Below are 24,316 nucleotides of genomic sequence, written 5' to 3' on the forward strand. Positions count from 1 at the left end.
AGTAGAAGTAGAAGTAGGAGTAGCAGTAGTCGTAGCAACAGCCGTTGACGGTGGTGCTATTGGGAGATCGCCTCGGTCCTTGGACCTGCGATCTCCCGGTAGTCCGCCGTGCGCAGCGCCAGCGAGCGGTCCAGGCGCGCCGCGTTGAAGAAGATCTCCTCCTGCCCCAACAGGGCCGGATCCACGACCAGTTCGAGCTCCGGGTCGAAGGAGAACGGCAGGATCGTGCCGCTCACGCTCCCCGCGAGTCGCTCCGCGACCTCCTGCGTCGCGAACCCGACGTACGTGCCCGCGTGCAGCGCCTTCACCGCGTTCAGGTCGACCCGCCGGTCGCCGGGCACCACCGCGAGGACGTACCGCTTCGACTTCTTGCCCGTCTTCACCATCACCACGATGCACTTGGCGGCCTGCGCGAGCGTGTTGCCGCGCAGCGCGCTCACCTCTTCCGTGGCGCCCTGCGGCGCGTGCTCGATGACCCGGTACGTGGCGCCGTGCTCATCGAGCAGCCCGATCAGCTTGGTGTAGTGACCGTGGTCGTGGTCGTGGTCGGGGTTGTGCTCCTCGGTCATTTTCTCTCCCGGTCCTCTCCCGCGGCGGCAGTTGGTCCTGGCCGGGATCGTACGCCGGGCTCGTACACCCGGCTCAACTCAGGGGCATCCGCGGGAACTTGCGCGGGGCCGCGGCCTTCTCGCCCTCCTGCGCGGCTTCCTCCGCCTTCACGACAGCCGCGTACTTGTCCACGTACTCCTGTCCGGACAGGCCCAGGATCGCGTACATGATCTCGTCCGTGACGGCCCGCAGGACGGCCTTCTCGTGGTCCATGCCCACGTAGCGGGAGAAGTCGAGCGGGGCGCCGAAGCGGATCGTGACGCGCCGGAAGTTCGGCACCACCTGGCCCGGCGGCTGGGCCTCGAACGTGCCGATCATCGCGCACGGGATCACCGGCACCTGCGCCCGCAGCGCCATCGCCGCGACCCCCACCTTGCCCTTGTAGAGCCGCCCGTCGTGCGAGCGCGTCCCCTCCGGGTAGATGCCGAGCAGTTCGCCCCTGCTCAGCACCCCGAGTCCCTTCCGGATGGCAGCCTGCCCCGCCTCCTTGCCGGAGCGGTCCACCGGGATCTGCCCGGCGCTGCGGAAGAACCCCGCGGTCAGGCGGCCCTTGATGCCGGGGCCCGTGAAGTACTCGGCCTTCGCGAGGAACGTGATGCGGCGCTTGATGATGGCGGGCATCAAGAAGTGGTCCGAGAACGACAGATGGTTGCCCGCGATGATCGCCGCGCCGGACTCCGGAATGTGTTCGAGCCCTTCGATGCGGGGCCGGAACATGAGGCGCAGCAGCGGTCCCAGGATCACGTACTTGAGCACGTAGTAGAACAAGGGGGCGCTCCTCCCTCGGGGCGGATGGCTCCACCGCAGCGTTCTAGCAGGTCAACCGGCCTGATGTGGGGGGCCAGTGTAAGTGCCCGCGCGGCTGCCCGGAACCGTGTCCGATCGGATTGGTGCGGTCCTTTCCGCGTCGCCGTTGGTCCCTGCCGCGTCGCCCTTGGCCCTTCCGCGTCGCCGCTGGTCCTTTCCACGTCGCCGCTCCCGGGCGCGGTACCACTGGTGCGCCACCACCAGCGCCAGCGCGATCTCCACCATGTCCCCGGCGTAGTACATGACGCGCCCGGCCAGGTGCAGGTCGGTCGTCGTGTACGCGGTTCCGGGCGGACCCTCCGCGTACAGCTGCTTGGCGAGGACCGTGTGGGCCGTTGCGGCGCCGAGCAGCGCGGCGGTGCGCAGGGGGAGGGCCGCCCGGTGCCGGAGCGGGTCCAGGGCGAGCACGGAGAACGTGAACAGGGTTCCGGCCGCGAAGAGATGGACGTGGAGGAGCGGGGTGTGGTGGATGCCCGGCGGCAGGGGAGCGCGGTAGAGCAGCCACAGCCCGCCGATGTCGACCGCCGCCGCGACCGGTGGGAACAGGAGGACGGTGAGCGGCCACGATCGCGTCACCGCCATGAGCCGGCGCCGCGCTCCCACGGGCAGGGCCCGCAGGGTCAGCGTCACCGGGCGGGCGAGCGCGAACAGCAGCGGTGCCACCATGCCCGCTGCCACGTGCGCCGCCATGTGGGCGGTGAACGGCGGCAGTTGGGAGCCCCATGGCACGGCCGCCGCACCGATCTGCTCCGTACCGGTCTGCTCCGCACCGGTCCGCTCCACACCCGTCGGTCCCGTATTCATCGGCATCGCGATCGGCATCGCGCCGCCGATCAGTACCGCCCCGATCAGCGCCGCCCCGATCAGCGCCGCCCCGGCCAGGACCGCCGCCGCCTCCCGCCGCCGCGGCCAGCGGTCGCCGCGCCGCCGCAGCCGCCGGGCGGCCAACGCGTACAGCCCGCAGCAGGCGAGGACCGCGACAACCGTCATACGCGGGGTATGCGGGGTACGCGGCGTGCACGGGGTATGCGGGGTACGCCTCGCGCGGCCAGGCGGCCGGCGCGTCGGCGGCGGACGCGTAGTCGGGGGTCACGCCGACGGCTGCTCCGGCGGACCCGCAGCCAGAGCAGCAGCCCGTACGCGAGGAAGCACCCGGCGATCAGGTTCCAGACCCAGTCGTACGGGGCCGGATCGACGCCGTAGCGGATCTGGTGGACGCGGAGCACCTTGTGCTGGAACGTCCCGTCGTACAGCTGGAAGCCGCCGAGACCCAGGAACGTCCCCGACCACCACGCGGCCCGCACCGGACCGCCCCGGCGCCGGAGTTCCGCGTACAGGACAAGGCCCGCCACGATCGCCAGCCAGCCCCCGGCGTGGAAGAGCCCGTCCGAGACGAGCCCGATACCCGGTGTCGACCTGTCGTAGAAGTGGTGCCAGTGCAGCAGCTGATGGAAGACGGTCTCGTCGACGAAGGCCGCGAAGCCGACCCCCACGAGCAGACCGCTGATCAGTGAGCGCCTCTCCATGCGCTCCGAGTGCCCCGGGCGGGCGCGCCGAAGCACACGCATGGGCGACCTGTCGGCGAGTCCCCTTGGGGAACGGGGGCCAGAAGGGTGGCCTGGCCCGCATGACACTCCGCACCCCGCGCGCCGGACTCCGCACGCCGCCCAGCACACTCCGTTCGCGCACCGCACTCCGTGGCTCACGTCGCACCGCACGTCGCACCGCACTCCGCGCCTCGCGCACCACGCTCCGCCCGGCCGTCGCCGTCGCACTCCTCGCCCTGACCGCCGTCACCGCCACCACGGCGGCCGTCTCGCCCGCCGCCGCGTCCGTCCCCACCCCGCCCCGCGGCGTCTTCCTCACTGTCTCCGGCGACGAGAACACCTGGATCCGCGGGGTCCTGCTCCGCTGCGCGCCCGAGCCCTCGGGCCATCACCCGCGCGCCGCCGCTGCCTGTGCCGCGCTCGACGAGGTGCACGGTGACTTCGACGCGCTGCGGGGCGAGCCGCGGATGTGCACCAAGGAGTTCGACCCGGTCACGGTCAGCGCCACCGGGACCCACCGCGGGCGGATGACGGGCTGGCACAAGACGTACCCCAACGCCTGCGTGCTGCTCGCGGAGACGGGCCCCGTCTTCGACTTCTGAGACCCCCTGAAACCCCCTGAACCCCCCTGACCTGAGACCTGCTGAGACTCCTGGGACTTCTCCGACTCACGGGTTGCCGCGCGACACCACCATCCCCAGCGTCAGCATCAGCAGCACGACCCAGCCGAACCACAGCCACCCACTGCTGCCGAGCGCGGTGGAGTAGGCCGTCACCACCACCAGACCCCCGATGGTGAGCACGCCCATCGTCTTCGTAGATCCAGGCACAGCAATGCCTCCTCCCAGGAGCCCGAGCGCATGGAGTGCGCCAGGGCCGAGGTCCGAAGAACATCGTGGACCGGGAGGAGGCATTGCCGCTAGAGCCTGATCGCCGGTTGACCGGTCACCGGTGGGTGCCGGGCCGGGCTAGCGGCCGCGTGACGCCAGCGAGGCCAGATACGCGTTGTACGCCTCCAGCTCCTTGTCGCCGTCCCGGTCCGCGGCGCGGTCCTTGCGCCGGGCCTCGCGGTCCTCGGACTTGCGCCACTGGAAGAGCAGAGCGACCAGGACCACCACGGACGGGATCTCGCTGAACGCCCAGGCGATGCCGCCCGCGGCCTCCTGGTCGGAGAGCGGGTCGATGCCGAGCGAGGCGGGCGGGTGCATATAGGTGCCGATCATCGGCTGGGTCGCCATCATCAGCGCGATGCCGAAGAACGCGTGGAACGGCATGCCCGCGAACAGCTCCAGCATCCGCATCACATAGCCGGGCCGGTGCGGGCCCGGGTCGACGCCCATGATCGGCCAGAAGAAGACCAGGCCGACCGCGAGGAAGTGCACCATCATCCCGATGTGGCCCGCCTTGGACTCCATCAGGGTGTCGAAGAGCGGTGTGAAGTAGAGCGCGTACAGGCTCGCGATGAACAGCGGGATGGTGAACGCGGGGTGCGTGATGATCCGCATGTAGCGGCTGTGCAGCAGCCAGAGCAGCCACTCGCGCGGCCCCTTGCGGCCCTTGCCCGCGACCGGCAGCGCCCGCAGGGCCAGCGTGATCGGGGCGCCGAGCAGCAGCAGGATCGGCGACAGCATGCTGATGATCATGTGCTGGATCATGTGCACGCTGAACATGACCATGCCGTAGTCATTGAGCTTGGTGCACATCACCAGGAGCACGGTCAGAATGCCGAGCACGAAGGAAATGGTGCGCCCCACCGGCCACTTGTCGCCGCGCCGCACCAGCCGCACGACGCCCCAGCCGTAGAGCCCGAGGGCCACGAGGCAGCCGATGAGGAAGAAGGGGTCGGCCGAGAGTTCGAGACCCCGGCTCAGCGTGAACGGCGGCAGATCCATGTTCATGCCGTGCATGCCCTGCATGCCGTGCCCGCCGTGATCCATCCGCTGGCTCCTGATTCGTGCCGGTTGTGCGTGGTTGTGCGTGCACCAGAGTAGAACCGCCCCCGGCCGTGACCACGACCGGGGGCGGTTGCTTGAGCCAAGAACTACATCGAGCCAAGAACTACATCCGGGCTCGCGCGTACACGGCGCGGATCACAGCACGCACTCCGCCTCCGCGTACCGCTCCTCGGGCACCGTCTTCAGGGTCTCCACCGCTTCGGCGAGCGGGACCATCACGATGTCCGTGCCGCGCAGCGCCGTCATCTGCCCGAACTCCCCGCGGTGCACGGCCTCCACGGCGTGCCAGCCGAAGCGGGTGGCGAGCACGCGGTCGTACGCGGTGGGGGTGCCGCCGCGCTGCACGTGGCCGAGGATCACCGGGCGGGCCTCCTTCTGGAGGCGCGCCTCCAGTTCGAGGGAGAGCTGGCGTGCGATGCCCGCGAACCGCTCATGGCCGTAGACGTCCTTGCCGCCCTCGTCGAACTCCATGGAGCCCGCGCGCGGCTTGGCGCCCTCGGCGGCGACGACGATCGCGAACTTCTTGCCCGCGGAGAAGCGCTCGCCGACCTTGCGGGCCAGCTCGTCGATGTCGAAGGGGCGCTCCGGCACGACGATGGCGTGCGCGCCCGCGGCCATGCCCGAGTGCAGCGCGATCCAGCCGGTGTGGCGGCCCATGACCTCGACGATCAGCACGCGCTGGTGGGACTCGGCGGTGGTCTTGAGGCGGTCTAGGGCCTCGGTGGCGACGCCGACCGCCGTGTCGAAGCCGAACGTCACGTCGGTGACGGCGATGTCGTTGTCGATGGTCTTCGGGACGCCGACGATCGGCAGGCCGCCGTCGGACAGCAGGCGGGCCGCCTTGAGCGTGCCCTCGCCGCCGATCGGGATGATCGCGTCGAGGCCGAGCTCGGCGACATGGCCCTTGGCGCGCTCCACGCCGTCCCGCAGATGCGCGGGCTGCACCCGGGAGGAGCCGAGGATGGTGCCGCCACGGGCGAGGATGCCGCCCACCGCGTCCAGGTCGAGCTTGCGGTAGTCGCACTCCAGCAGGCCCTTCCACCCGTCGTGGAAGCCGATGACCTCGTCGCCGTGGTCGGCGACGGCGCGGTGCACGACGGATCGGATGACGGCGTTCAGGCCGGGGCAGTCGCCGCCGGAGGTGAGGACACCAATGCGCATAGCCCGGAATACCTTTGCAACGTGGGCCGAGGACCGGACCACGTCGTCCGGTTTGATCCCCGCCACCCTACCGGCGGCAGGGGGCGGGGCCACAGGGTGTTCGACAGCTGGACGTCGCCGCTCAGATGTGCGGGCGGGGCGTCAAGCGGGCTGTCCCGCAAGGGAGTTGACCGACGGGCGGTGCCGGACGGTCACGCGGGCTGCTGCTGGGCGGCGGCGATGCGCTCGGCGCGCAGCGCCTCGTACCAGCGGTCGTCCGTCGGCGGCAGCGCGTTCACATCGAGGGCCAGCTTCAGGAGCAGGTCCGCGATGAGGGGGTTGCGGGCCAGGACCGGGCCGTGCATGTAGGTGCCGAACACCGTGCCGTTGTACGCGCCTTCGGTGCCGTCGCCCGTGCCGTTGCCCCGGCCGAGGCGGACCCGGGCGAAGGGGCGGGAGCCCGGACCGACGTGCGTGATGCCCTGGTGGTTCTCGAAGCCGGTCAGCTCCGGCAGGCCCAGCTGCGGGTCGATGTCGCCCAGGACGTCACCGACGCAGCGGTCGCCCTCGCCGCGCGTGGAGACCACGTCGAGCAGACCGAGGCCGGGCTCGCGCTGGCCGAGGTCGTTGATGAACTCGTTGCCGAGGATCTGGTAGCCGGCGCAGACGGAGAAGATGATCGCGCCGTTGCTGGCGGCGCGCTGCAGGCCGCCGTCGCGGCGCAGCCGCTCGGCCGCGAGCCGCTGCGGGCGGTCCTCGCCGCCGCCGATCAGATAGATGTCGCCGGAGGTGGGCACCGGCTGGTCGCTGCGGACGTCGTAACGCTCCACGTTGAGGCCGCGCTGGCGGGCGCGGCGCTCCACGACGAGGGCGTTGCCCTGGTCTCCGTACGTGGACAGCAGGTCGGGGTAGACCCACACCAGGCGCAGGCTGTTGTCGCTCATGCTCAATTCGTCCTTACGCGGGGTCAGTTGCCGACGCGGCGGCGCAGGTCCTGGAACGCGGTGTAGTTCGCGATGGTCTCGATGCGGCCGGGCGGCGCCAGCTGGGCCGCCTCGTCGAGGCTCTCGCAGACGCGGAAGTCGAGGCCCGCGACCTCGAGGCGGACGGCGAGGTCCAGCTTGCGGTCGCCGAGCACGAAGATCGGGTGACCGGCGAGGCGGGTGTAGTCGACGTCCCAGAGCCAGGAGGTGTCGGTGCCGTCGGCCCCGCGGGCGTTCACCGAAAGCACCACCGGGGTCGGCGGCGGGTCGATCAGCGAAAACGTTTCGAGCCAGCCCGCCGGGTTCTTCGCGAGCAGCAGGCGGAAGTCGCGGCCCTGGAACTGCACCACGTCGTACCGGCCGGCGACCGCCTGGACCTGGTACATGCGCTCCAGGGCGACCTGCGGGGGCACTCCGAAGACGGCGGCCACGGCGGCCGACGTCGCGGCGTTGGCCTTGTTGGCGCGGCCCGGGAGCTGGAGGTGGATCGGCCAGGCCGAGCCGTGCGGGTCCAGGACGTGGTCGCCGGAGAGCACCCAGCTGGGCGCGGGGCGGCGGAAGCCGCACTCGCCGCAGAACCAGTCGTCCCCGGGGCGCTGCATGACGCCGCCGCAGGAGGGGCACGACCAGGCGTCGTCCTTCCACTCCTGGCCCGCGGCCACCCAGACCACGTTCGGCGAGGAGGAGGCGGCCCAGACGACCAGTGGGTCGTCCGCGTTGGCGATGACGACGGCCTTCGAACCGGCCAGTCCCTCGCGCCACTTCTCGGCGAGCATGCGGGTCTCGCCCGCGCGGTCGAGCTGGTCGCGCGAGAGGTTGAGCAGCGCGATGGCCTTCGGGTCCACGTCACGGGCGACGCCCGCGAGGTACTTCTCGTCGACCTCGATGACGCCGAAGCGGGCGTCCGAGCCGCCGGCGAGGGCCGAGGTGATTCCGGCAGGCATGTTCGCCCCGAGGGCGTTGGACACGACCGGGCCGCTGGCGCGGAGGGCCTCGGCGATGAGGCGGGTGGTGGTCGTCTTGCCGTTCGTCGCCGAGACGAGCACCACGTCCAGGTGCGTCGCCAGCCGTCCGAGCAGCTCCGGGTCGAGCTTGAGCGCTACCTTGCCGCCGATCACCGATCCGCTGCCGCGGCCCGCGGCCCGCGACACCGCCGCGGCCGCCTTGCCCGCCGTCACGGCCAGCTTGGCCCGCGGCGACAGCGGGTCCGTGTTGCCTGACATCTGTCTGGATCCTCCTTGCGTACGGCGCCGCGCCTGCCCCCGGCATCGTTTCGACCTCAGCCTATCGAGATCCTCTGACAAGCCCGAACCGCGGCACCCGCCCCCACGCGGGGACGCTGCTCGACCGTACCCTTGCCGCCATGCGACACGGCTCGATCCCGGGCGCCTCAGGGCGCGTACGACCCCTGACCCTGCTCGGCGATCCGGTGCTGCACACCGCCTGCGCCGACGTCACCGACTTCGGCCCTGAACTGGCCCGACTCGTCGAGGACATGTTCGCCACGATGTACGCGGCCCGGGGCGTGGGCCTCGCCGCGAACCAGATCGGAGTGGGCCGACGGGTCTTCGTGTACGACTGCCCCGACGATGACGAGGTCCGCCATCTCGGGTACGTGGTCAACCCGAGGCTCGTCGAGGCGGACGGGGAGACGGTGCGCGGGCCCGAGGGCTGTCTGTCGCTGCCGGGCCTGGAGGCGGGCACGCCGCGGTTCGACCACGCGGTGGTGGAGGGCGTGGACCTGCTGGGGGAGCCGGTGACGGTGCACGGGACGGGCTGGTTCGCGCGCTGTCTGCAGCACGAGTGCGACCACCTGGAGGGCCGTGTGTACACGGACCGGGTCACGGGCTGGCGGCGGCGCAAGGTGCTGCGGCAGGCGGCGCGGGCGGAGTGGGCCCGCTGAGCCGAACCCCCCGCTGAGCCGCCTCCCCCCGCTGAGCCGAACCCCCCGCTGAGCCGCCTCCCCCCGCTGAGTCGTCGCCCGCCGAGCCGAACCCCCTGCTGACTCAGAACCCGGGGCCGTCCACCCGGTTGCCCGCGGCGGCGAGGCGGCCCCACAGCAGGTCCGCGAGGCTGCGCACCAACTGCGCGCGCGGGACGGGCCGTTCGCCGAGCCACCAGTCCCCGGCGGCGTGCATCATGCCGACGATCCCGTGGCCCCACACGCGCGCGAGCTCGGCGCTCTCCGGGCCGAGGTCGACGCGCTCCTCGATGACCTCGGCGAGTTCCTCGCCGAGCCGCCGGAGCAGCGGGGCGGAGTGCAGGCCCACGTCGAAGCCGCCCTCGCCCGCGGAGCCGCTCTCGGCCGGGTGCATCAGGAAGCGGTACACCTGCGGGCGGGCCTCGATGGCCGAGAGGTAGGTGTCGAGGGTCGCCTCGACCCGCTCCCTGCGCTCGGCGGGGGCGTCCAGCGCGGCGCGCAGCGCTTCCAGGAGGGCGTCGGTGTGCCGCTTGGCGAGCGCGGCGTAGAGCCCGCCCTTGTCGCCGAAGTGCCGGTAGAGGATCGGCTTGGTGATGCCCGCCTCGGCCGCGATGGCGTTCATGGAGGCGCCCGGGCCGTCGCGCAGCACGACCCGGTCGGCCGCCTCCAGCAGCTCCCGCCGCCGCTGCTCCGCGGACCGCTGTTGATCGGTCCGCTGCGTGGTCTCCATAAGCGTGTCTCTTCTCCCCGCCCGTGCGATTGCTTGACGCACGCGCAACGTAACACCCACAGTGCGGTGCGCATCGAACGGGCTGCCGGGAGTTGACAGGCGCTACTGGCGAGTAACAGACTGCGGTTACCGCAAGTAACGCAGGCAATGTACGCAGTCCTGGAGGGGTCATGGCCGAGTTCACCATGGAGCTCAACGACGAGCAGAAGGAGGTCCGGGACTGGCTCCACGGTTTCGCCGCGGATGTGATCCGTCCGGCGGCCGCCGAGTGGGACGAGCGCGAAGAGACTCCTTGGCCCGTGATCCAGGAGGCCGCGAAGGTCGGGATCTACTCCCTCGACTTCTACGCCCAGCAGTTCTTCGACCCGACCGGCCTCGGCATCCCGATGACCATGGAGGAGCTCTTCTGGGGCGACGCGGGCATCGCGCTCTCCATCGTCGGCACCGGGCTCGCCGCCGTGGGCGTCATCGCCAACGGCACCGAGGAGCAGATCGGCACCTGGATCCCGCAGATGTACGGCGACGCCAATGACGTGAAGGTCGCCGCCTTCTGCTCCTCCGAGCCGGACGCGGGCTCCGACGTGGCCTCCATGCGCACGCGTGCCGTCTACGACGAGGCCAAGGACGAGTGGGTCCTCAACGGCACCAAGACCTGGGCGACCAACGGCGGCATAGCCAACGTCCATGTGGTCGTGGCCGTCGTCGACGCGGAGCTCGGCTCCAAGGGGCACGCCTCCTTCATCGTCCCGGCGGGCACCCCGGGCCTCGCCCAGGGACAGAAGTTCAAGAAGCACGGCATTCGCGCCTCGCACACCGCCGAGGTCGTCCTCGACAACGTCCGCGTCCCCGGCTCCTGCCTCCTCGGCGGCAAGGAGAAGCTGGACGAGCGCCTTGCCCGCGCGCGGGAGCGCGCCAGGGCCGGTGGCGGCGAGCGCGTGAAGAACGCCGCGATGGCCACCTTCGAGGCGTCCCGGCCGGCCGTCGGCGCCATGGCCGTCGGCACCGCGCGCGCCGCCTACGAAGAGGCCCTCGAATACGCCAAGACGCGTACGCAGTTCGGTCGCCCGATCATCGACAACCAGGGCATCGCCTTCCAGCTGGCCGACATGCGTACGCAGATCGACGCGGCCCGTCTGCTCGTGTGGCGTGCCTCCTGGATGGCGACCGCGGGCAAGAAGTTCGAGTCCGCCGAGGGCTCGATGTCGAAGCTCTTCGCGAGCGAGACCGCCAAGAAGGTCACCGCCCAGGCGATCCAGATCCTCGGCGGCAACGGCTTCACGCGGGAGTACCCCGTGGAGCGCATGCACCGCGACGCCGCGATCTACACGATCTTCGAGGGCACCAGCGAGATCCAGCGCCTGGTGATCGCGCGCACGCTGTCGGGGCTGCCGATCCGCTGACGCGGCGCACGGCTCCTCCGGCGCAGCCCGGCCGTACGAGATAGACAGGCAAACTTGCAAGGCTGCCTGTTCACCTCGTACGGTCGAGGCATGCCCGAAAAGACCGGTGAACCCGGCGCACCCCGCGAACCCGCCCCCGAGCAGCTCGCGGACGACCTCGCCACCGCCGTCCGGCTCGTCGTGCGCCGGCTGCGCTCCGCCGCGCCCGACGCGGGGCTCAGCCCCTCGCAGCGCTCCGTCCTGTCCCGGCTCGACGCCGACGGGCCCGCCACCACGGCGGCCCTGGCCCGCGCCGAGCTGGTGCGCCCGCAGTCGATGCGCCTGACCGTCGGCGCGCTGGCGGAGCTCGGCCTGGTCGAGCGCGCCCCCGACCCGGACGACGGGCGGCAGTCCGTCGTCTCGCTGACCGGGCGGGGCCGCGGCACCCTCACCGACGGCCGGGCCGCCCGGCGCAGCTGGCTGGCGGCCGCCCTGGCCGAGGAGTACGACGCGGACGAGCGCCGCCGACTGGCCGACGCCGTCGCGCTGTTGGAGCGGCTGGTGCGGCCGTGACCGCCGTATCCGCCGCGCGCTCCACCGCGCCGGTGGACGGCGGCCGGCCGGGCTTCGGGGCCCGGCTGACCGCGCCCCTGCTGCTCGGCTCCCTGCTCAACCCGCTCAACACCACGATGATCTCGACGGGCCTCGTGGCCATCGGGCACGACCTCGGCGTCGGCGCCGCCGACACCGCCTGGCTCGTCTCCGTCCTCTACCTCGCCAGCGCCGTCGCCCAGCCCGTGCTCGGCAGGCTCGCCGACAGCATCGGGCCGCGCCGGGTCTTCCTCGGCGGACTCGTGGTCGTCGCCGCCTCCGGTCTTGTCGGCGCGTGCGCGCCCGGCTTCGGCTGGCTCCTCGTCTCCCGGCTGCTGCTCGGCGTCGGCACGTCCGCCGCCTACCCGGCGGCGATGGCGGTCCTGCGCGACGAGTCCCGCAGGCTCGGCACCCCGACCCCGCGCACCGTCCTCGGGCGGCTCTCCTTCGCGGCGCTCGGCAGCGCCGCGATCGGCCCCACCCTCGGCGGCCTGCTCGTCGCGACGGCGGGCTGGCGAGGGATCTTCGCGGTCAACGTGCCGGTCGCGGCGGTGGCGTTCGCGAGCGCGCTGCTGTGGATACCCGCCGACCGCCCCCGCCCCCGCGAGAACGGCTCGGCACAGCGGGCCCCCGCGCTCGACTCCCTCGGCATCCTCCTCTTCACCGGCGCCCTGACCTGCCTCGTCGTCTTCCTGCTCGACCTGCGGCACCCGATGTGGTGGCTGCTCGCCCCCACCGCCGTGCTCGCGGCCGCGCTCACCTGGTGGCAGCTGCGCCATCCGCACCCCTTCATCGACCTGCGCATGCTCGGCCGCAACCGCGCGCTCGCCCGCACCTATCTGCGGCACGGCCTCAGCTATCTCGTCGTGTACGTCGTCATGTACGGCTTCACACAGTGGCTCGAGGAGGCGCGGGGCTACACCTCGCTGCACACCGGGCTCGTGATGCTCCCCATGTCCGCGGCCGCCCTGGCGTGTTCACTGCTCGGCGCCCGTACGAAGGGAATCCGCGCCCCGCTGACCCTGGCGGCCGCGCTGCTCGCGGCCGGCGGCGGGCTGCTGTGCTTCGCCTCGGGCGGCACCCCGCTCGGCGTCCTGCTCCTGACCGGCGCCTGCTTCGGCATCCCGCAGGGGCTCATCGGCACCAGCAACCAGGCCGCCGTGCAGCAGTTCGCGCCCGCCGACGGCATCGGCGCGGCCGCCGGGCTGCAGCGCACCGCCCAGTACCTCGGGGCGATCACCGCGTCGGGGCTGATCGGCCTCGCCTACGGGCAGTCCGCCGACGACGGCGGACTGCACCTGATGGCGGCCGTGGCGCTCGTCCTCGCGGTGGCCCTGGTGGTCCTCACGGTGACCGACCGGGCCCTGCGCACCCCTCGTAACTGACCTGCTTCCCTGGCCCCTCGGGGCTCCGCACCACAGAAAGAAGGCCCCCATGACCGCCACCACCCTCGACCCGAGGACCGCCCTCGTCGTCATCGACCTCCAGCAGGGCATCACGGCCCTGCCCACCGTCCACCCCGCCGCCGAGGTCGTCGAGCGCACCGGGCGGCTCGCCGCGGCCTTCCGGGAGCGCGGCCTGCCCGTGGTCCTCGTGCGGGTGACCGGCGGCGCCCCAGGCCGCACCGATGCGCCCGCGCGCACCGGTGAACTGCCCGCCGACTGGGCCGAGTTGGCCGCCGGACTCGGCCGCGCGGACGGTGACGTCGTCGTCACCAAGCAGCAGTGGGGCGCCTTCTACGGCACCGACCTCGACCTTCAGCTGCGCCGCCGCGGCGTCACCCAGGTCGTGCTCACCGGGATCGCGACGAGCATCGGCGTGGAGTCGACGGCGCGCGCGGCGCACGAGCACGGCTACCACGTGACCGTGGCCGTCGACGCCGTGACCGACATGGACGCCGAGGCCCACCGCAACAGCGTGGAGCGGATCTTCCCGCGGCTCGGCGAGACGGACACGACGGAGGCGATCCTGAAGCTGGTCCAGAGCGCGTGACAGCCGCACGCGACGGGCGCCTCAGGGCGTGTACACGTACGGGGTGGTGACGCTGAGCGCGGCGAAGCCGAGGCGCTGCAGGATCGGGCGGCTGTCCTCGGTGGCGTCGACCTGGAGGTAGCGGATGCCGCGCTCGGCGGCGATGCTGGCGCGGTGGGCGACCAGGGCGCGGTAGATGCCCTTGCCGCGCCACTCGGGGGCGGTGCCGCCGCCCCACAGGCCCGCGAAGCCGGTGCCCGGCAGGACCTCCATCCGGGCCGAGCTCACCGCCTGGTCACCGGCCATGGCGACCACCGCGACGACGTCGTCCGGCGCCTCGGTGAGCTGGGCGAGGACCTGGCGGCCGATCCGCTCGCCGCGCGCGGCCTGGTCGGCGCCGAACGCCCGCTCGTGCGCCTCGACCATGAGCCGCACCCCGACCTCGTCCGTGACCGGGAGGAGGCGGACGCCGTCGGGCAGCACCGGTTCGGCGGACTGCCCCTCGACCTCGGCGAACAGCAGGGTCTCCGCCGGTTCGGCCGTGAACCCGGCGGCGAGCAGCCGCGCACCCAGGTCCGCCGGCCGGTCGTGGGAATACGTCTTCCACTCGAACTCCCGCCCGAGCGAGCCGAAGTACCGCACCTGCTCGGCGATCACTGCGTCCGCCGACCCCTCGTCGAGGCCGGACCAGAGCACAGCGTGCCAGTCGTGCTCGGCCCCGGCCTGCCGCACGACGGACCCGTCGCTCTCGACCCGCGCGGTGGGGCTGTCGGGGCGGGCGCCGCGGCGGACGGTGCGGTCGTACTCGGCGAGTACCGCTTGATGATCCATGCGGTCACTTCAGCAGTAAGGGCGAGAAAGTGCCACAGGATTTGTCCGGGGAGCGGCTGCGTCAGTGGCCGAGGCCCGCACCACCGCTGACGGGAAGAACGGCGCCATTGATGTAGGCCGCCTCGGGGGAGGCCAGGAAGTGCACCGCCGCCGCGATTTCGTGCGGCTGAGCCATGCGGCGGGCGGGGATCTGCGCGATCATGGACTCCCTTTGCTCCTCGGTGAGTTGCTGGACCATATCGGTATCGGTCAACCCGGGGGAGACGACATTGAACGTGATGTTCCTGCTCGCCAGTTCCTGCGTCATGGAGCGGGCGAATCCGATCAGTCCGGCCTTCGACGCCGCGTAGTTCGCCTGTCCCGCCTCTCCGCGCAGCGCGACGGCCGACGCGATGAATATCACGCGGCCATTCCGGGCCCGCAGCATCGCGCGGCTGGCGCGCTTGGCGACGCGGAAGGCGCCGGTGAGGTTGGTGTCGAGCACGGCGTAGAAGTCGTCCTCGGCCAGGCGGATCAGCAGCTGATCCCGGGTGATGCCCGCATTGGCGACGAGTACTTCGACGGGGCCGTGCTTCTCCTCTATCTGGCTGAAAGCAGCATCGACATCCTCGCTGCTGGTGATATCGCAGCGCACGCCGAAGTGGTCCGTCGGTGCCTGACCGGAACGGTAGGTGACCGCCACACGGTCCCCGTTCGCGGCGAACCGGTCGGCAATGGCAAGGCCGATCCCGCGGCTGCCTCCGGTCACCAGGACGGAACGGCTCATTTCTTTCTCCTTGACGGGCTGTCCGGTTGTGCCCTGCCGTCCCCTGTTCCGCAGGGAACACCCGAACAGCCCGCTGTTGATGGATAGTTGAAACCGTTGGATCGATGAATCCGCGGGCGAGTGACCACGTCGGCACATAGTGTGTGGTCACGGCTCTCGATCATGCTGGATGGTCCCGCCGGGGTCTAGGGGAAAGTTCTTGCACGTAACTCCGAGGCCCGCGGCGCCCTTTCCGTCTCCCTCCGGGAGCCGCGTCACGTCGTCCGGTGGGAAGGTCCGATGCAGCCCCGAGCACTGCAACAGATGCTGAAGTCCAGACGGGCCCAGCTGGACCGCGAGGAGATCCGTCGCGCCAACCCCGAAGCGGGACTTGAGCCACGGATAGCGGGGCGCCCCGGCCGGCCGGTGCAAGGTCTTTCGCAGGGGGACCTGGACAGACTGCTGTACTGCGCGCACGGCGACTACGGGCGGTTCGAGCGCAGCGCGCGCACGTTCAAGGACGACTTCCTGTACGCCGTCGGCGATGCCCTGCGCCTCGGCGAGGAGGAGTTCGCGGTCATGTGGGCCTTCGCGCGGGGTGGTCAGCCGCCGCACCCGCTGCACCCGCAGATCGGGCTGAGCAACCCCGAGGGGTGGCAGCGCATGCTGGACGGGCAGCGGGAGATCATGTACGTCACCGACTTCGCCTGGAACCTGTGGCTGTACAACGAGCCGTTCACGCAGGTCTTCGAGCACGGCTTGCCGAAGAACACGCTCGAGTGGATGCTCTTCACCGACGAGGCGCGGCACATCCTGCTGGACTGGGGCGAGGTCTGGGCACCGAGCGTCATCGCGCAGATGGAGGGGGCGTTCGCCCAGCACCCCGAGCACCCCACGCTGTCACGCATACGCCGGGACGTGATGGCCGACGAGCGGACGGGGCCGATCCTGGCGAACCTCAGTCAGGGAGCGCTGCACCCCGACGGCGCCCAGCGGCGCATCATGCACCCGAAGTACGGGCCCGGCGACGCGACCATGATTGCCGCGATGCCGTACAGCACGCCGCAAGGACGCTGCATCACGGTGCTCTACGACGCGGACTCGTCCCACCCGAGGGGTACGAAGTAGCCGGTGCCGTGGCGTAGTTGGGTCGCACATGTGGCGATCTTCATAGGGTGCGACGACGGGGCAGCCAGCAGAATGCGCGTATGCGCATACCTACTGAACTGGCCGAGGCGGCAGCGGGCCTGCATCTGTGGCTGCCGGAGGCCGTCGGTCTGTGGGGTCTGGCCAACTGTGCCGTCATCTCCTCGGAGGACCAGGCACTGTTGGTGGACACCCCTTACACCACCGGTCTGACGGCGACGCTGGCCGAGGCGGCGGGGCGTGTGCTGCCGTCGGGTGCGGCCATCACCCGGATCGTCAACACGCACCCCAACGGCGACCACACCTTCGGCAACGCGTACTTCACCGGGGCCGAGATCATCAGCACGGACACCAACCTCGAGCGGCTGTGCAGCGAACCGACACCGCGCCAGACGCACGCGTTGGTGCGCGAGAGCGATCCTGACGAGCCGATGGGCTGGTACGCGCGCAAGCACTTCGGCCGCTACGACTACACCGGGCTTGAAGTGGTCCCGCCTACAACGACGTTCAGCGGAACGCACACCCTGAAGGTCGGATCCACCGAGGTCCGGCTGATCGAGGCCGGTCCCGCGCACACCGCCGGGGATCTGATCGTCCACCTGCCGCAGCAGCGGGTCGTGCTGGCCGGCGACGTGCTCTTCGTGGACGACCACCCGGTGCACTGGCAGGGGCCGCTCGGCGGGGTGATCCGTGCCAGCGAGCGGATCCTCGCCCTGGACCCCGAGGTGGTCGTCCCCGGTCACGGCCCCGTGGTCGGACCCGCCGAGGTGCGCTCGTACATCGCGTATCTCCGCGAACTCGAAGGCATGGTGCACGAGCGGTACGCCAAGGGGATGGAGGCGTACGAGGCCGCGTCGGAGATCCTGGCCGCCGACTTCCATCCGCATCTCGGGATCCCCGAGCGGATCGTGATTCTCACGGCGATCGAGTACCGGCACCTCGACGGCGGCGGTGGCTCCGTGCCCGACACCATCGGGTTGCTGGGCGGGGCGGCACGGTGGGCTTTCGAACAGGACGCGCTGCTGGTTCCGCGGCCGCCGGAGGGAGCTGTCGACGCCGTCGCCCGGTCGAGGAGTTGAGGGCGCGGCTGCCGAGTGTTACGCGCGCCAGTGGCAGTTCAGCGCCGCGGTGGCGAAGCCGGGGCCGTACGCGACCATGGCGCCCCGGGTGCCGTCCTCGGGTGGTTCGGCATGGGTGCGCTCCAGGATGCGCAGGACGCTGACGCCGCCGAGGTTGCCTTCGTCGGCGAGCGTGGTGGTGGAGTGGCGGACGTCGTGGTCGTCGAGCCCCAGGGCGCGGGCGCTGTCCGCGATGATGCGTGGGCTGCCGGGGTGGACGACGCCGAAGTCGAGGGACCCGGGCCCGAGCCAGTCGACGACGGCGGGCAGCACGTCGTCGGCGGCGGCCAGGGCCTTCTTGGTGGAGTTGAAGTGGAACCCGTCGAGGGCCATCCGGCCGCGGTAGCGGTCGAGGCTGTCCGGCAGGACGTACTCGAAGCTGTCGTCGATGGCCAGCCCCTGCCCCAGCGGAGTGCTGGTGACGACCGCGGCGGCGGCGGAGTCCCCGAACAGCGCCTTGTAGATCATGGACTCGATGCTGGTGTCGCTGTGGTGGTAGACGCTGGAGATGACCTCCGCGGCCACCACGAGCACCTTGCTGCCGGGCCGTGCGGCGACGATGTCGGCGGCGCGGATGAGGGCTTGGACCCCGCCGGCGCAGGCGTAGGTGGTGAGGGCGATGTGCCGGGTCGTGGGGCGCAGCCCGAGCCGCTCCACGAGGCCGATGTCCAGGCTGGGGACGGCCCAGCCGGTGCAGTGGGCGGTGACGATCGCGTCGATGTCCGCGAGGGCCAGGCCCGCCGCGTCCAGTGCCGCGATCGAGGCGCGCTCGGCCATGGACAGCGAGTCCTCGAACGCGACGGTGGCCCGCTCGACGAGCTCCGCTCGCCCCGAGACCGTGGGGGCGGCGACGGGGCGGGTGAAGTAGCGGGTGACGACTCCACAGTTGCCGACGGCGCGCACGATCGCGCCGAGCCGGGGATGGTCCGCGTGGTGGAGGCGTATGTCGTCCGTGATCTCGGCGGTGGTGACCTTGTGGTCGCCGAAGACTGTTTGCGGTCTCGACACATAGGCAGGCACGGCGTGACTCCCACGAGGGTCGGGGCGGATGTTCAGGGTGCGGCAAACGTACTTCACCGCGCTGAACGAGTCTCCTCCGGATCATGAGTCTCGTGGGAGTGGGGCGTACCTTGCTCAGTGCGCGCGCAACATGGGCGCACGGAGATGGGCGCGCTGGGTGCCCGGGTGGAAAACGAGAATGATCAGCCGGGCTCCGGGTGCCGTCATGGGCTGTGCGGCGCACATCGTGACCCAGCCGGGGCCCATCTCGGCGTGGAGCAGCGGGCGTTCGTCGCCGTCGGGGTGCGGGAAGGAGTCGTGGCCCGCCTGATAGATCGGGGCGGCATCGGGATCGGCGAGGATCTCCTTCTCGATCTGGCGCAGGACGTCGTCCTCCGGGCGTGCGGCGAGTGCGGCGCGCAGCTGCGGCATGACCAGAGGGGCCCAGGCGGTGTGCCAGTCGGTCAGCACCCCGCGTCCGTCGAGCAGCATCCAGCGCATGGTGTTGCTCGGGACGGCCCGGTCGGGGAAGAGCGCGGCAAAGGGCTCGTTATAGGCGAGGAGATCCCAGGACGCGTCGGAGACATACGCGATGTGCCGTATGCCCGCCACCGCCTCCTGCCACACCCCCGGGATCTCCTTCCCCGACGTCGGATGCAGCGGCCCCGGCGGATCCTGCAGCAGCGCGTACCGGCACAGCGACACCCACTCCTGCTCATTGAGTCCGAACAGGCGGGCCACGTCACGAAGGAGACTGGTCGGCGGGTTGGGGTAGTTGCCGGACTCCAGGCGGTGGTACGTGCCGAGTGCCCGGTGCAGGAGCTGGTCGACCTGGTGCTGCGAGAGACCCCGGGCGCGCCTGCCCTGACCGGTGGGGCGGGTGAAGCCGTGTGACTCGGGGGCGATGAGGGCACGTCGTTCGCGGAGCAGAGCGCGGAGCGCCGACTTGTTCATGGTGAGTAATCCCTCGTGGTGCATGCCGAGTTGAGCATCAGCAGTCTAAATAGTCGCATCCTCTTTGGTAGTAAACATTGCCCGAAGAAAATGATCAGACGCTGCGGCATGATGGAGAGCGCGGGGCCGTCGACCTGCGAGGTTGCTCGTCGACGGGCGCGTGGGTACAGCAGTGGGGCATCTTGTTCGGGGAGCCGCAATTTGGCTGAAATTCCTCGACATCGGATACCCCCCAGGCCCAATGGGCCGTAGTGGGAAGAGTGCGGGACCACGTGAACGCATTCCGGTCGACGAGACCGGGGCGTCTCTGGTCGGTTCTGCACGGCTCTTCTTCCTGGAGCGGTTCTAGGGTCCACTGGATGCGGCCGGTGCCGTCACTCGCCATTACGTAGCGGCCACGGTACCGGCCGCCCGTGGTTCTTCGCCCCGGGCGGTCATATGCCGCTGGATTGCCTGCCGCACATGCCTCCTGAGCCCGTCGGGCCGTGACCTGCTCTCCACCCGACGTTGCCCGTGGCGGGCGACGTGAGCACGCTGTTGGCTGGTTCCTGACGACGGTACCGAGACCTCCGGATCGCCGTCGCCGAGCCCTGTGCCCGTTCGCGTGCGGGACGCCCGCAAGCGGGCCCGCGGACTCCTCTTGCCGTGGTCCGCCTCGGTCCCCATGGGAGTCCGCGCACCTCCTGAGCCACCGTCGAACACCGTATGACCGCACCTCCCGCCGCGGAAGCGGGTCGCAACGGCGCACCCGCCGCCGCCCGTTCGGGCACGCGGCCTTCGCATTCCTGTCAGGGTGAGTCGAGCGGCAGCAGTGGGCACAGGCCAGCTCCGACAAGGGGTGCCGACTGGTCGACGCGTCTCGGCGGGAGGTGCTGGGACGGATAGCAAATCCTCAACTCCCGGGTGTTGAATGCCCATTCACCCGCTATGGTGAATTCAAATTCACTCCACATGGGCGGGGGACGCCGATGAGGCCCGTGCCGATATCCGACGGTGCGCACGGTGTACGCCCGGCGCTGCGTGAGCGGCTGACCGTTCCGGCGCTCGCCTTCGGCGGGATCCTCATGGCCGTCATGCAGACGGTCGTCGTGCCGCTGCTGCCCGATTTGCCCCGCCTGACCGGGAGTTCGCCGGCGGCCGTCTCTTGGCTTGTTACCGCGACTCTGCTCGCGGGCGCCGTGCTCACGCCCGTGCTCGGGCGGGCCGGGGACATGTACGGGAAGCGGCGGGTGCTGCTCGGTGCGCTCGGGCTGATGACGGCCGGGTCGGTGCTCTGTGCGCTGACGTCGGACATCCGCGTGCTGATCGCGGCCCGCGCGCTGCAGGGGGCCGCCGCCGCGGTGGTGCCGCTGTCCATCAGCATCCTGCGCGACGAGCTGCCGCCCGAGCGCACCGGCTCCGCGGTCGCGCTGATGAGCTCCACCGTGGGGGTCGGGGCGGCGCTCGGGCTGCCGCTCGCCGCACTCGTCGTGCAGTACGCGAACTGGCACGTCATGTTCTGGGCCACCGCCGGGCTCGGCGGGTTCGGGCTCGCGCTCGCGTGGTGGGCGGTGCGGGAGTCGCCGGTGCGGTCGCCGGGGCGCTTCGACGTCGGGGGCGCGGTGGGGCTCGCGGCCGGGCTCGTCTGTCTGCTGCTCGCCGTGTCGCAGGGCGGGCAGTGGGGGTGGGGGAGCGGCCCCGTGCTCGGGCTCTTCGCCGGGGCCGTGGTCGTCCTGAGTGTGTGGTGGCGGGCCGAACTGCGGTCCCGCAGGCCCCTGGTGGACCTGCGGCTCGCGGTGGGGCGGCGGGTGGCGCTGCCCCATCTGGCGGCGCTGCTCGCCGGGTTCGCGTTCTACGCCAACTCGCTGGTGACCGCCCAGCTGGTGCAGGCGCCGGTCAGCAGCGGCTACGGGCTCGGGCTCTCCATCGTCGCGACGGGGCTCTGTCTGCTGCCCAACGGCATGATCATGCTGTTCCTTTCGCCGGTCTCGGCCAGGGTCTCGGCCGCGCGCGGGGCCCGGGTGACGCTGGCCGTCGGAGGTCTGCTGATGGCGCTCGGCTATGTCATCCGCATCGTCGACAGCCGTGACCTGTGGGTCATCATCGTGGGCGCCGCGGTGGTGTCGACCGGGACCACCTTCGCGTACTCGGCGCTGCCGACGCTGATCCTGCGGGCGGTGCCGGTGACCCAGACGGCGTCCGCGAACGGCGTGAACGTGCTGATGCGCACCATCGGCCAGAGCGTGAGCAGTGCCGCCGTCGCCGCCGTCCTCGTCCACCACACCGCGGCCGGCGGGCCGCCCGTGCCGAGCCTGCTCGGTTACCAGCTCGCCTTCGCCCTTGCGGGATCTGTCGCCCTCGTCGCCTGCGCGGTGGCGCTCGCCATACCCTCGGACGAGGCGGACGGCGCGGGTCCGCGCACCCGGCGCACCGGTCCCGCCCAGGAGACGGCTCTGGAAGGAACCTGACGCCCATGACCACCTCCCTCCCCGAGCCGGGCCCCACCGTGTCCTGTGGGGGGCCGGGGCGCCGTGACGCAGAGGCCACCAAGGCCGCGATCATCCGGGCCTGCCGCCATCTGCTCGCCCGGCACGCGCACGCCGACATCACGCTGAAGGCCGTGGCCGAACGGGCCGGGGTGAGCCCGCCGTTGATCCTGAAGTACTTCGGCAACAAGGACGCGCTGTTCGCCACGGTCATGTCCTTCGAGGCGGACGCGGACGCGTTCCTGGACGCTCCCCTCGGCGCGCTCGGCCGCCACATGGTCCGCCACCTCCTGACCGGCCAGGCCGAGCACGGCGCCGACCCCATCCTGCGGATCGTCTTCGCCCCGCTTCATGGCGCGCAGGGCGACATCCTGCGCGCCAACTTCCGTACGCAGGTGGCGGACCGCCTCGCCCACCGGCTCAGCGGGCCGGACGCGGGCCTGCGCGCCGAGCTCGCCGTGAGCATGCTGCTCGGGCTCGGCGTGATGTACGGCATCGCGCGCGGGCCGCGGCTGCGGGCGGCGGACATCGAAGACGTCACCGAGCGCTACGGGCCGTCGGTGCAGGCGCTGCTGACGCCGTGACGGGTGGGGCGGGGCAGCGGGCCTCGCCCCGGTGCACCACCACGACCGCCGCGAGCCCGAGGGCCAGGCCCAGCCCCGTCCGGACCCCGAAGAGCTCACCGAACATCAGGGCTCCCCACAGGGCGGTCACGGGGGCCATCAGGAACATGAGGGTGTTGACGCGGGTGACGCCGGAGCGGCGCAGGATCAGCCAGTACAGGCCGTAGCCACCGAAGGTGGACAGGACCACGAGCCAGCCGATCGAGAGCCAGAACGAGGACTCGGCCGGGGGCGTGGCCGTGCCCGTGGCGAGGGCAAGTCCCGTGAACACGACGGCACTTGTGGCGCAGTGCAGCGTCATCGAGACCGCGGGCCCGACCGGGGTGCGTGAGCGGCGGTCCAGGAAGGTCGCCGCCACGAGGGAGAGCATGCCGAGGAACGGCACCAGGTAGGCCCACCACGGGGTGTCGCCGCTGCCGCCGCTCGCGTCCGCCAGGGTCACAAGCACCACTCCGGCCACGCCGAGCGCGAGCCCGTACCACTGCGTCCGCGAGACGTACTGGCCGAGCAGCGGTCCGGCGAGGGCGCCCGCCACGAGGGGCTGGGTGCCGTCGATCAGGGCGGTCGTGCCGCTGGAGACGCCCAGTTGGATCGCGTAGTAGACGGTGAGCAGATAGCCGCTCTGGGAGAGCGCGCCGACGACGGCCTGCCGGGCCACGGCCCGCGCGGTCAGGCCCTGGAAGCGCCGGCGCGCCACCGTGACCGCCACCGCGGTGAGTGCCACGGCCAGGGGGAGGAAGCGCCACATCAGCACCGTCGTCGCGGGCGCGCTGCCCGCGCCGAGCTTGGCGCCGATGAATCCGGAGCTCCAGGTGAGCACGAAGGCGAGCGGGAGCAGGGCGTTCACGGTGGCACTTCCCTTCACGGGGCGCGCGGGGCGTGCGGGCGCGCGAGTAAACCGATCTGTATACCTCGCCTTCGACTATACAGATCGGTTTACTATGGGGGCATGGATGCGAACCCGGACCCCGGTGCTCCCCGCCGTGTCCCCATGACCCCCGGCGCCCGCCGCGCCCTGGATGCCGCCGCGGCCCTCTTCTACGAGCGCGGCATCCACGCCGTGGGCGTGGACCTCATCGCCGCCGAGGCCGGCGTCACGAAGAAGACGCTGTACGACCGGTTCGGCTCCAAGGAGCAGATCGTCGTGGAGTACCTCGCCGAACGGGACGAGCGGTGGCGGGAGTTCCTCGCGCCCCGCCTGGACGGCGCCGCCACGCCGCGCGAGCGGATCCTCGCCGTCTTCGACGCCTCCCGTGACTGGTCCGCCGCGCACGGCGCCCGCGGCTGCAGCATGGTCAACGCCCACGCCGAGATCGACGACCCCGCCCACCCCGCGTACGCGATCATCACCGGCCAGAAGGCGTGGATGCTCGACCTCTTCGCCGACCTCGCCCGCGCGCTGCTGCCCCGTGCGCCCCGCCGCGCACGGCGCCTGGCCGAGGCGCTGATGCTGCTGCACGAAGGCGCTCTGGTCGCACACGGGCTCGGGATCCTCCCGGACCCGTTCGGGCGGGCGCGGACCGAGGCCGAGGAGAAGTGCGTGGCCCTTACAAAGAGTTGAGGAAGTCTTTGCCGCTGGCCGGAATGTTTCGTTCCGGTGAGCGGGGCGGTGCGTGGAGGTGAGGTCGGAGGCGTCGGCTCCGCGCGTGCACCGCGCCGACCTGTGTCGGGGGCGGCCGAAAGTGGCGGGCCGGGGGTGGCTGCCGCGTCAGGGGTGCGTTGACCGTGTGCGATGCCAGAGTGACGATGGCCATGTAGATGCTAGATACAACTACTTCGGTCGACGGGGGGCCGAAGGCAGG

The 24,316-nt window shown here is 71.4% G+C and carries 26 protein-coding genes; 11 read left to right on the forward strand and 15 right to left on the reverse strand.

The features are described 5' to 3' along the window. Window positions 1-56: 56 nt before the first annotated feature. The 4 genes from ACFWYM_RS37645 to ACFWYM_RS37660 form a co-directional block, all read right to left on the reverse strand. Entirely contained in the window at window positions 57-569 is a 513-nt protein-coding gene (locus tag ACFWYM_RS37645) for a YbaK/EbsC family protein (RefSeq protein WP_384847588.1), read from the reverse strand. Window positions 570-642: 73 nt separating this feature from the next. Continuing rightward, window positions 643-1,377 (reverse strand): lysophospholipid acyltransferase family protein, encoded by a 735-nt coding sequence (locus ACFWYM_RS37650; protein ID WP_384847591.1) that lies wholly within the window; start codon window positions 1,375-1,377, stop codon window positions 643-645. A gap of 51 nt (window positions 1,378-1,428) precedes the next feature. Next, window positions 1,429-2,406 (reverse strand): cytochrome c oxidase assembly protein, encoded by a 978-nt coding sequence (locus tag ACFWYM_RS37655; RefSeq protein WP_384847594.1) that lies wholly within the window; start codon window positions 2,404-2,406, stop codon window positions 1,429-1,431. Continuing rightward, on the reverse strand, window positions 2,403-2,942 hold the full coding sequence (locus ACFWYM_RS37660; RefSeq protein WP_384847597.1) for a DUF2243 domain-containing protein: 540 nt from the start codon (window positions 2,940-2,942) through the stop codon (window positions 2,403-2,405). The genes ACFWYM_RS37655 and ACFWYM_RS37660 overlap by 4 nt, the downstream gene beginning before the upstream one ends. A gap of 101 nt (window positions 2,943-3,043) precedes the next feature. Between ACFWYM_RS37660 and ACFWYM_RS37665 the strand changes: the two genes are divergently transcribed. Next, a complete protein-coding gene (locus tag ACFWYM_RS37665) occupies window positions 3,044-3,565 on the forward strand; it encodes an SSI family serine proteinase inhibitor (protein ID WP_384847600.1) in 522 nt (173 codons plus the stop codon). A gap of 66 nt (window positions 3,566-3,631) precedes the next feature. Here the strand turns inward: ACFWYM_RS37665 and ACFWYM_RS37670 are convergent, their stop codons facing one another. The 5 genes from ACFWYM_RS37670 to ACFWYM_RS37690 all read right to left on the reverse strand — a co-directional run bounded on the left by ACFWYM_RS37670 (window position 3,632) and on the right by ACFWYM_RS37690 (window position 8,264). Then, the gene (locus ACFWYM_RS37670) at window positions 3,632-3,793 is read right to left on the reverse strand and encodes a hypothetical protein (RefSeq protein WP_384847603.1); all 162 of its coding nucleotides are present in this window, start codon (window positions 3,791-3,793) and stop codon (window positions 3,632-3,634) included. 138 nt (window positions 3,794-3,931) lie between these two features. Then, complete coding sequence (locus ACFWYM_RS37675; RefSeq protein ID WP_384847606.1) at window positions 3,932-4,900, reverse strand: cytochrome c oxidase assembly protein; 969 nt, start codon at window positions 4,898-4,900, stop codon at window positions 3,932-3,934. 153 nt (window positions 4,901-5,053) lie between these two features. Then, on the reverse strand, window positions 5,054-6,079 hold the full coding sequence (locus ACFWYM_RS37680) for a 6-phosphofructokinase (protein ID WP_384847609.1): 1,026 nt from the start codon (window positions 6,077-6,079) through the stop codon (window positions 5,054-5,056). Between the two features lie 191 nt (window positions 6,080-6,270). Continuing rightward, window positions 6,271-7,002 carry a type 1 glutamine amidotransferase gene (locus tag ACFWYM_RS37685; protein ID WP_384847612.1) on the reverse strand — a complete coding sequence of 244 codons (732 nt, stop codon included), beginning with the start codon at window positions 7,000-7,002 and terminating at the stop codon, window positions 6,271-6,273. A gap of 23 nt (window positions 7,003-7,025) precedes the next feature. Continuing rightward, entirely contained in the window at window positions 7,026-8,264 is a 1,239-nt protein-coding gene (locus tag ACFWYM_RS37690; protein ID WP_384847615.1) for a MurT ligase domain-containing protein, read from the reverse strand. Between the two features lie 140 nt (window positions 8,265-8,404). On the opposite strand from ACFWYM_RS37690, the gene def reads away from it, so the two are divergent. Continuing rightward, window positions 8,405-8,944, forward strand: coding sequence for a peptide deformylase (def, locus tag ACFWYM_RS37695; RefSeq protein WP_384847618.1), 540 nt, complete (start codon window positions 8,405-8,407; stop codon window positions 8,942-8,944). 103 nt (window positions 8,945-9,047) lie between these two features. Here def and ACFWYM_RS37700 read toward each other — a convergent pair whose 3' ends face one another. Further along, complete coding sequence (locus ACFWYM_RS37700) at window positions 9,048-9,692, reverse strand: TetR family transcriptional regulator (protein WP_384847621.1); 645 nt, start codon at window positions 9,690-9,692, stop codon at window positions 9,048-9,050. A 170-nt stretch (window positions 9,693-9,862) separates the two neighbouring features. Between ACFWYM_RS37700 and ACFWYM_RS37705 the strand changes: the two genes are divergently transcribed. The 4 genes from ACFWYM_RS37705 to ACFWYM_RS37720 all read left to right on the forward strand — a co-directional run bounded on the left by ACFWYM_RS37705 (window position 9,863) and on the right by ACFWYM_RS37720 (window position 13,654). Then, window positions 9,863-11,092, forward strand: a complete 1,230-nt coding sequence (locus ACFWYM_RS37705) for an acyl-CoA dehydrogenase family protein (protein ID WP_384847624.1) — start codon at window positions 9,863-9,865, stop codon at window positions 11,090-11,092. Window positions 11,093-11,182: 90 nt separating this feature from the next. Further along, complete coding sequence (locus tag ACFWYM_RS37710; RefSeq protein ID WP_384847627.1) at window positions 11,183-11,644, forward strand: MarR family winged helix-turn-helix transcriptional regulator; 462 nt, start codon at window positions 11,183-11,185, stop codon at window positions 11,642-11,644. Further along, window positions 11,641-13,047, forward strand: a complete 1,407-nt coding sequence (locus ACFWYM_RS37715; protein ID WP_384847630.1) for an MFS transporter — start codon at window positions 11,641-11,643, stop codon at window positions 13,045-13,047. The genes ACFWYM_RS37710 and ACFWYM_RS37715 overlap by 4 nt, the downstream gene beginning before the upstream one ends. 49 nt (window positions 13,048-13,096) lie before the next feature. Beyond that, window positions 13,097-13,654, forward strand: coding sequence for a hydrolase (locus tag ACFWYM_RS37720; protein ID WP_384847633.1), 558 nt, complete (start codon window positions 13,097-13,099; stop codon window positions 13,652-13,654). Between the two features lie 21 nt (window positions 13,655-13,675). Here ACFWYM_RS37720 and ACFWYM_RS37725 read toward each other — a convergent pair whose 3' ends face one another. Both ACFWYM_RS37725 and fabG read right to left on the reverse strand, forming a co-directional pair. Further along, complete coding sequence (locus tag ACFWYM_RS37725) at window positions 13,676-14,464, reverse strand: GNAT family N-acetyltransferase (protein ID WP_384847636.1); 789 nt, start codon at window positions 14,462-14,464, stop codon at window positions 13,676-13,678. Between the two features lie 61 nt (window positions 14,465-14,525). Next, a complete protein-coding gene (fabG, locus tag ACFWYM_RS37730; protein WP_384847639.1) occupies window positions 14,526-15,230 on the reverse strand; it encodes a 3-oxoacyl-ACP reductase FabG in 705 nt (234 codons plus the stop codon). A gap of 303 nt (window positions 15,231-15,533) precedes the next feature. Here fabG and ACFWYM_RS37735 point away from each other — a divergent pair, with 303 nt between their 5' ends. Continuing rightward, window positions 15,534-16,337, forward strand: coding sequence for a hypothetical protein (locus ACFWYM_RS37735; protein ID WP_384847642.1), 804 nt, complete (start codon window positions 15,534-15,536; stop codon window positions 16,335-16,337). A gap of 80 nt (window positions 16,338-16,417) precedes the next feature. After that, on the forward strand, window positions 16,418-17,434 hold the full coding sequence (locus ACFWYM_RS37740; RefSeq protein WP_384847643.1) for an MBL fold metallo-hydrolase: 1,017 nt from the start codon (window positions 16,418-16,420) through the stop codon (window positions 17,432-17,434). 18 nt (window positions 17,435-17,452) lie between these two features. Here ACFWYM_RS37740 and ACFWYM_RS37745 read toward each other — a convergent pair whose 3' ends face one another. Continuing rightward, a complete protein-coding gene (locus ACFWYM_RS37745) occupies window positions 17,453-18,481 on the reverse strand; it encodes a PhlD (protein WP_384847645.1) in 1,029 nt (342 codons plus the stop codon). A gap of 126 nt (window positions 18,482-18,607) precedes the next feature. Continuing rightward, on the reverse strand, window positions 18,608-19,426 hold the full coding sequence (locus tag ACFWYM_RS37750; protein WP_384847647.1) for a helix-turn-helix domain-containing protein: 819 nt from the start codon (window positions 19,424-19,426) through the stop codon (window positions 18,608-18,610). 968 nt (window positions 19,427-20,394) lie between these two features. Between ACFWYM_RS37750 and ACFWYM_RS37755 the strand changes: the two genes are divergently transcribed. Next, window positions 20,395-21,873, forward strand: coding sequence for an MFS transporter (locus ACFWYM_RS37755; RefSeq protein ID WP_384847651.1), 1,479 nt, complete (start codon window positions 20,395-20,397; stop codon window positions 21,871-21,873). A gap of 5 nt (window positions 21,874-21,878) precedes the next feature. Next, window positions 21,879-22,475 (forward strand): TetR family transcriptional regulator, encoded by a 597-nt coding sequence (locus tag ACFWYM_RS37760; protein ID WP_384847654.1) that lies wholly within the window; start codon window positions 21,879-21,881, stop codon window positions 22,473-22,475. Here the strand turns inward: ACFWYM_RS37760 and ACFWYM_RS37765 are convergent. After that, window positions 22,429-23,361 (reverse strand): DMT family transporter, encoded by a 933-nt coding sequence (locus tag ACFWYM_RS37765; protein WP_384847657.1) that lies wholly within the window; start codon window positions 23,359-23,361, stop codon window positions 22,429-22,431. The genes ACFWYM_RS37760 and ACFWYM_RS37765 overlap by 47 nt on opposite strands. A 102-nt stretch (window positions 23,362-23,463) precedes the next feature. On the opposite strand from ACFWYM_RS37765, the gene ACFWYM_RS37770 reads away from it, so the two are divergent. After that, window positions 23,464-24,075 carry a TetR/AcrR family transcriptional regulator gene (locus ACFWYM_RS37770; protein ID WP_384847661.1) on the forward strand — a complete coding sequence of 204 codons (612 nt, stop codon included), beginning with the start codon at window positions 23,464-23,466 and terminating at the stop codon, window positions 24,073-24,075. Window positions 24,076-24,316 lie beyond the last annotated feature (241 nt).

The organism is Streptomyces sp. NPDC059009, from assembly GCF_042740175.1.
In the GTDB taxonomy this organism is placed as follows: Bacteria; Actinomycetota; Actinomycetes; order Streptomycetales; family Streptomycetaceae; genus Streptomyces.

Excerpts from the sequence above, each read along its gene's own strand:
- ACFWYM_RS37645 (WP_384847588.1), bottom strand. The coding sequence starts at position 569 with ATGACCGAGGAGCACAACCCCGACCACGACCACGACCACGGTCACTAC.
- ACFWYM_RS37655 (WP_384847594.1), bottom strand. The coding sequence starts at position 2,406 with ATGACGGTTGTCGCGGTCCTCGCCTGCTGCGGGCTGTACGCGTTGGCC.
- ACFWYM_RS37660 (WP_384847597.1), bottom strand. The coding sequence starts at position 2,942 with ATGGAGAGGCGCTCACTGATCAGCGGTCTGCTCGTGGGGGTCGGCTTC.
- ACFWYM_RS37665 (WP_384847600.1), top strand. The coding sequence starts at position 3,044 with ATGACACTCCGCACCCCGCGCGCCGGACTCCGCACGCCGCCCAGCACA.
- ACFWYM_RS37675 (WP_384847606.1), bottom strand. The coding sequence starts at position 4,900 with ATGGATCACGGCGGGCACGGCATGCAGGGCATGCACGGCATGAACATG.
- ACFWYM_RS37680 (WP_384847609.1), bottom strand. The coding sequence starts at position 6,079 with ATGCGCATTGGTGTCCTCACCTCCGGCGGCGACTGCCCCGGCCTGAAC.
- ACFWYM_RS37685 (WP_384847612.1), bottom strand. The coding sequence starts at position 7,002 with ATGAGCGACAACAGCCTGCGCCTGGTGTGGGTCTACCCCGACCTGCTG.
- ACFWYM_RS37690 (WP_384847615.1), bottom strand. The coding sequence starts at position 8,264 with ATGTCAGGCAACACGGACCCGCTGTCGCCGCGGGCCAAGCTGGCCGTG.
- def (WP_384847618.1), top strand. The coding sequence starts at position 8,405 with ATGCGACACGGCTCGATCCCGGGCGCCTCAGGGCGCGTACGACCCCTG.
- ACFWYM_RS37700 (WP_384847621.1), bottom strand. The coding sequence starts at position 9,692 with ATGGAGACCACGCAGCGGACCGATCAACAGCGGTCCGCGGAGCAGCGG.
- ACFWYM_RS37705 (WP_384847624.1), top strand. The coding sequence starts at position 9,863 with ATGGCCGAGTTCACCATGGAGCTCAACGACGAGCAGAAGGAGGTCCGG.
- ACFWYM_RS37710 (WP_384847627.1), top strand. The coding sequence starts at position 11,183 with ATGCCCGAAAAGACCGGTGAACCCGGCGCACCCCGCGAACCCGCCCCC.
- ACFWYM_RS37720 (WP_384847633.1), top strand. The coding sequence starts at position 13,097 with ATGACCGCCACCACCCTCGACCCGAGGACCGCCCTCGTCGTCATCGAC.
- ACFWYM_RS37725 (WP_384847636.1), bottom strand. The coding sequence starts at position 14,464 with ATGGATCATCAAGCGGTACTCGCCGAGTACGACCGCACCGTCCGCCGC.
- fabG (WP_384847639.1), bottom strand. The coding sequence starts at position 15,230 with ATGAGCCGTTCCGTCCTGGTGACCGGAGGCAGCCGCGGGATCGGCCTT.
- ACFWYM_RS37735 (WP_384847642.1), top strand. The coding sequence starts at position 15,534 with ATGCTGAAGTCCAGACGGGCCCAGCTGGACCGCGAGGAGATCCGTCGC.
- ACFWYM_RS37740 (WP_384847643.1), top strand. The coding sequence starts at position 16,418 with ATGCGCATACCTACTGAACTGGCCGAGGCGGCAGCGGGCCTGCATCTG.
- ACFWYM_RS37750 (WP_384847647.1), bottom strand. The coding sequence starts at position 19,426 with ATGAACAAGTCGGCGCTCCGCGCTCTGCTCCGCGAACGACGTGCCCTC.
- ACFWYM_RS37755 (WP_384847651.1), top strand. The coding sequence starts at position 20,395 with ATGAGGCCCGTGCCGATATCCGACGGTGCGCACGGTGTACGCCCGGCG.
- ACFWYM_RS37760 (WP_384847654.1), top strand. The coding sequence starts at position 21,879 with ATGACCACCTCCCTCCCCGAGCCGGGCCCCACCGTGTCCTGTGGGGGG.
- ACFWYM_RS37770 (WP_384847661.1), top strand. The coding sequence starts at position 23,464 with ATGGATGCGAACCCGGACCCCGGTGCTCCCCGCCGTGTCCCCATGACC.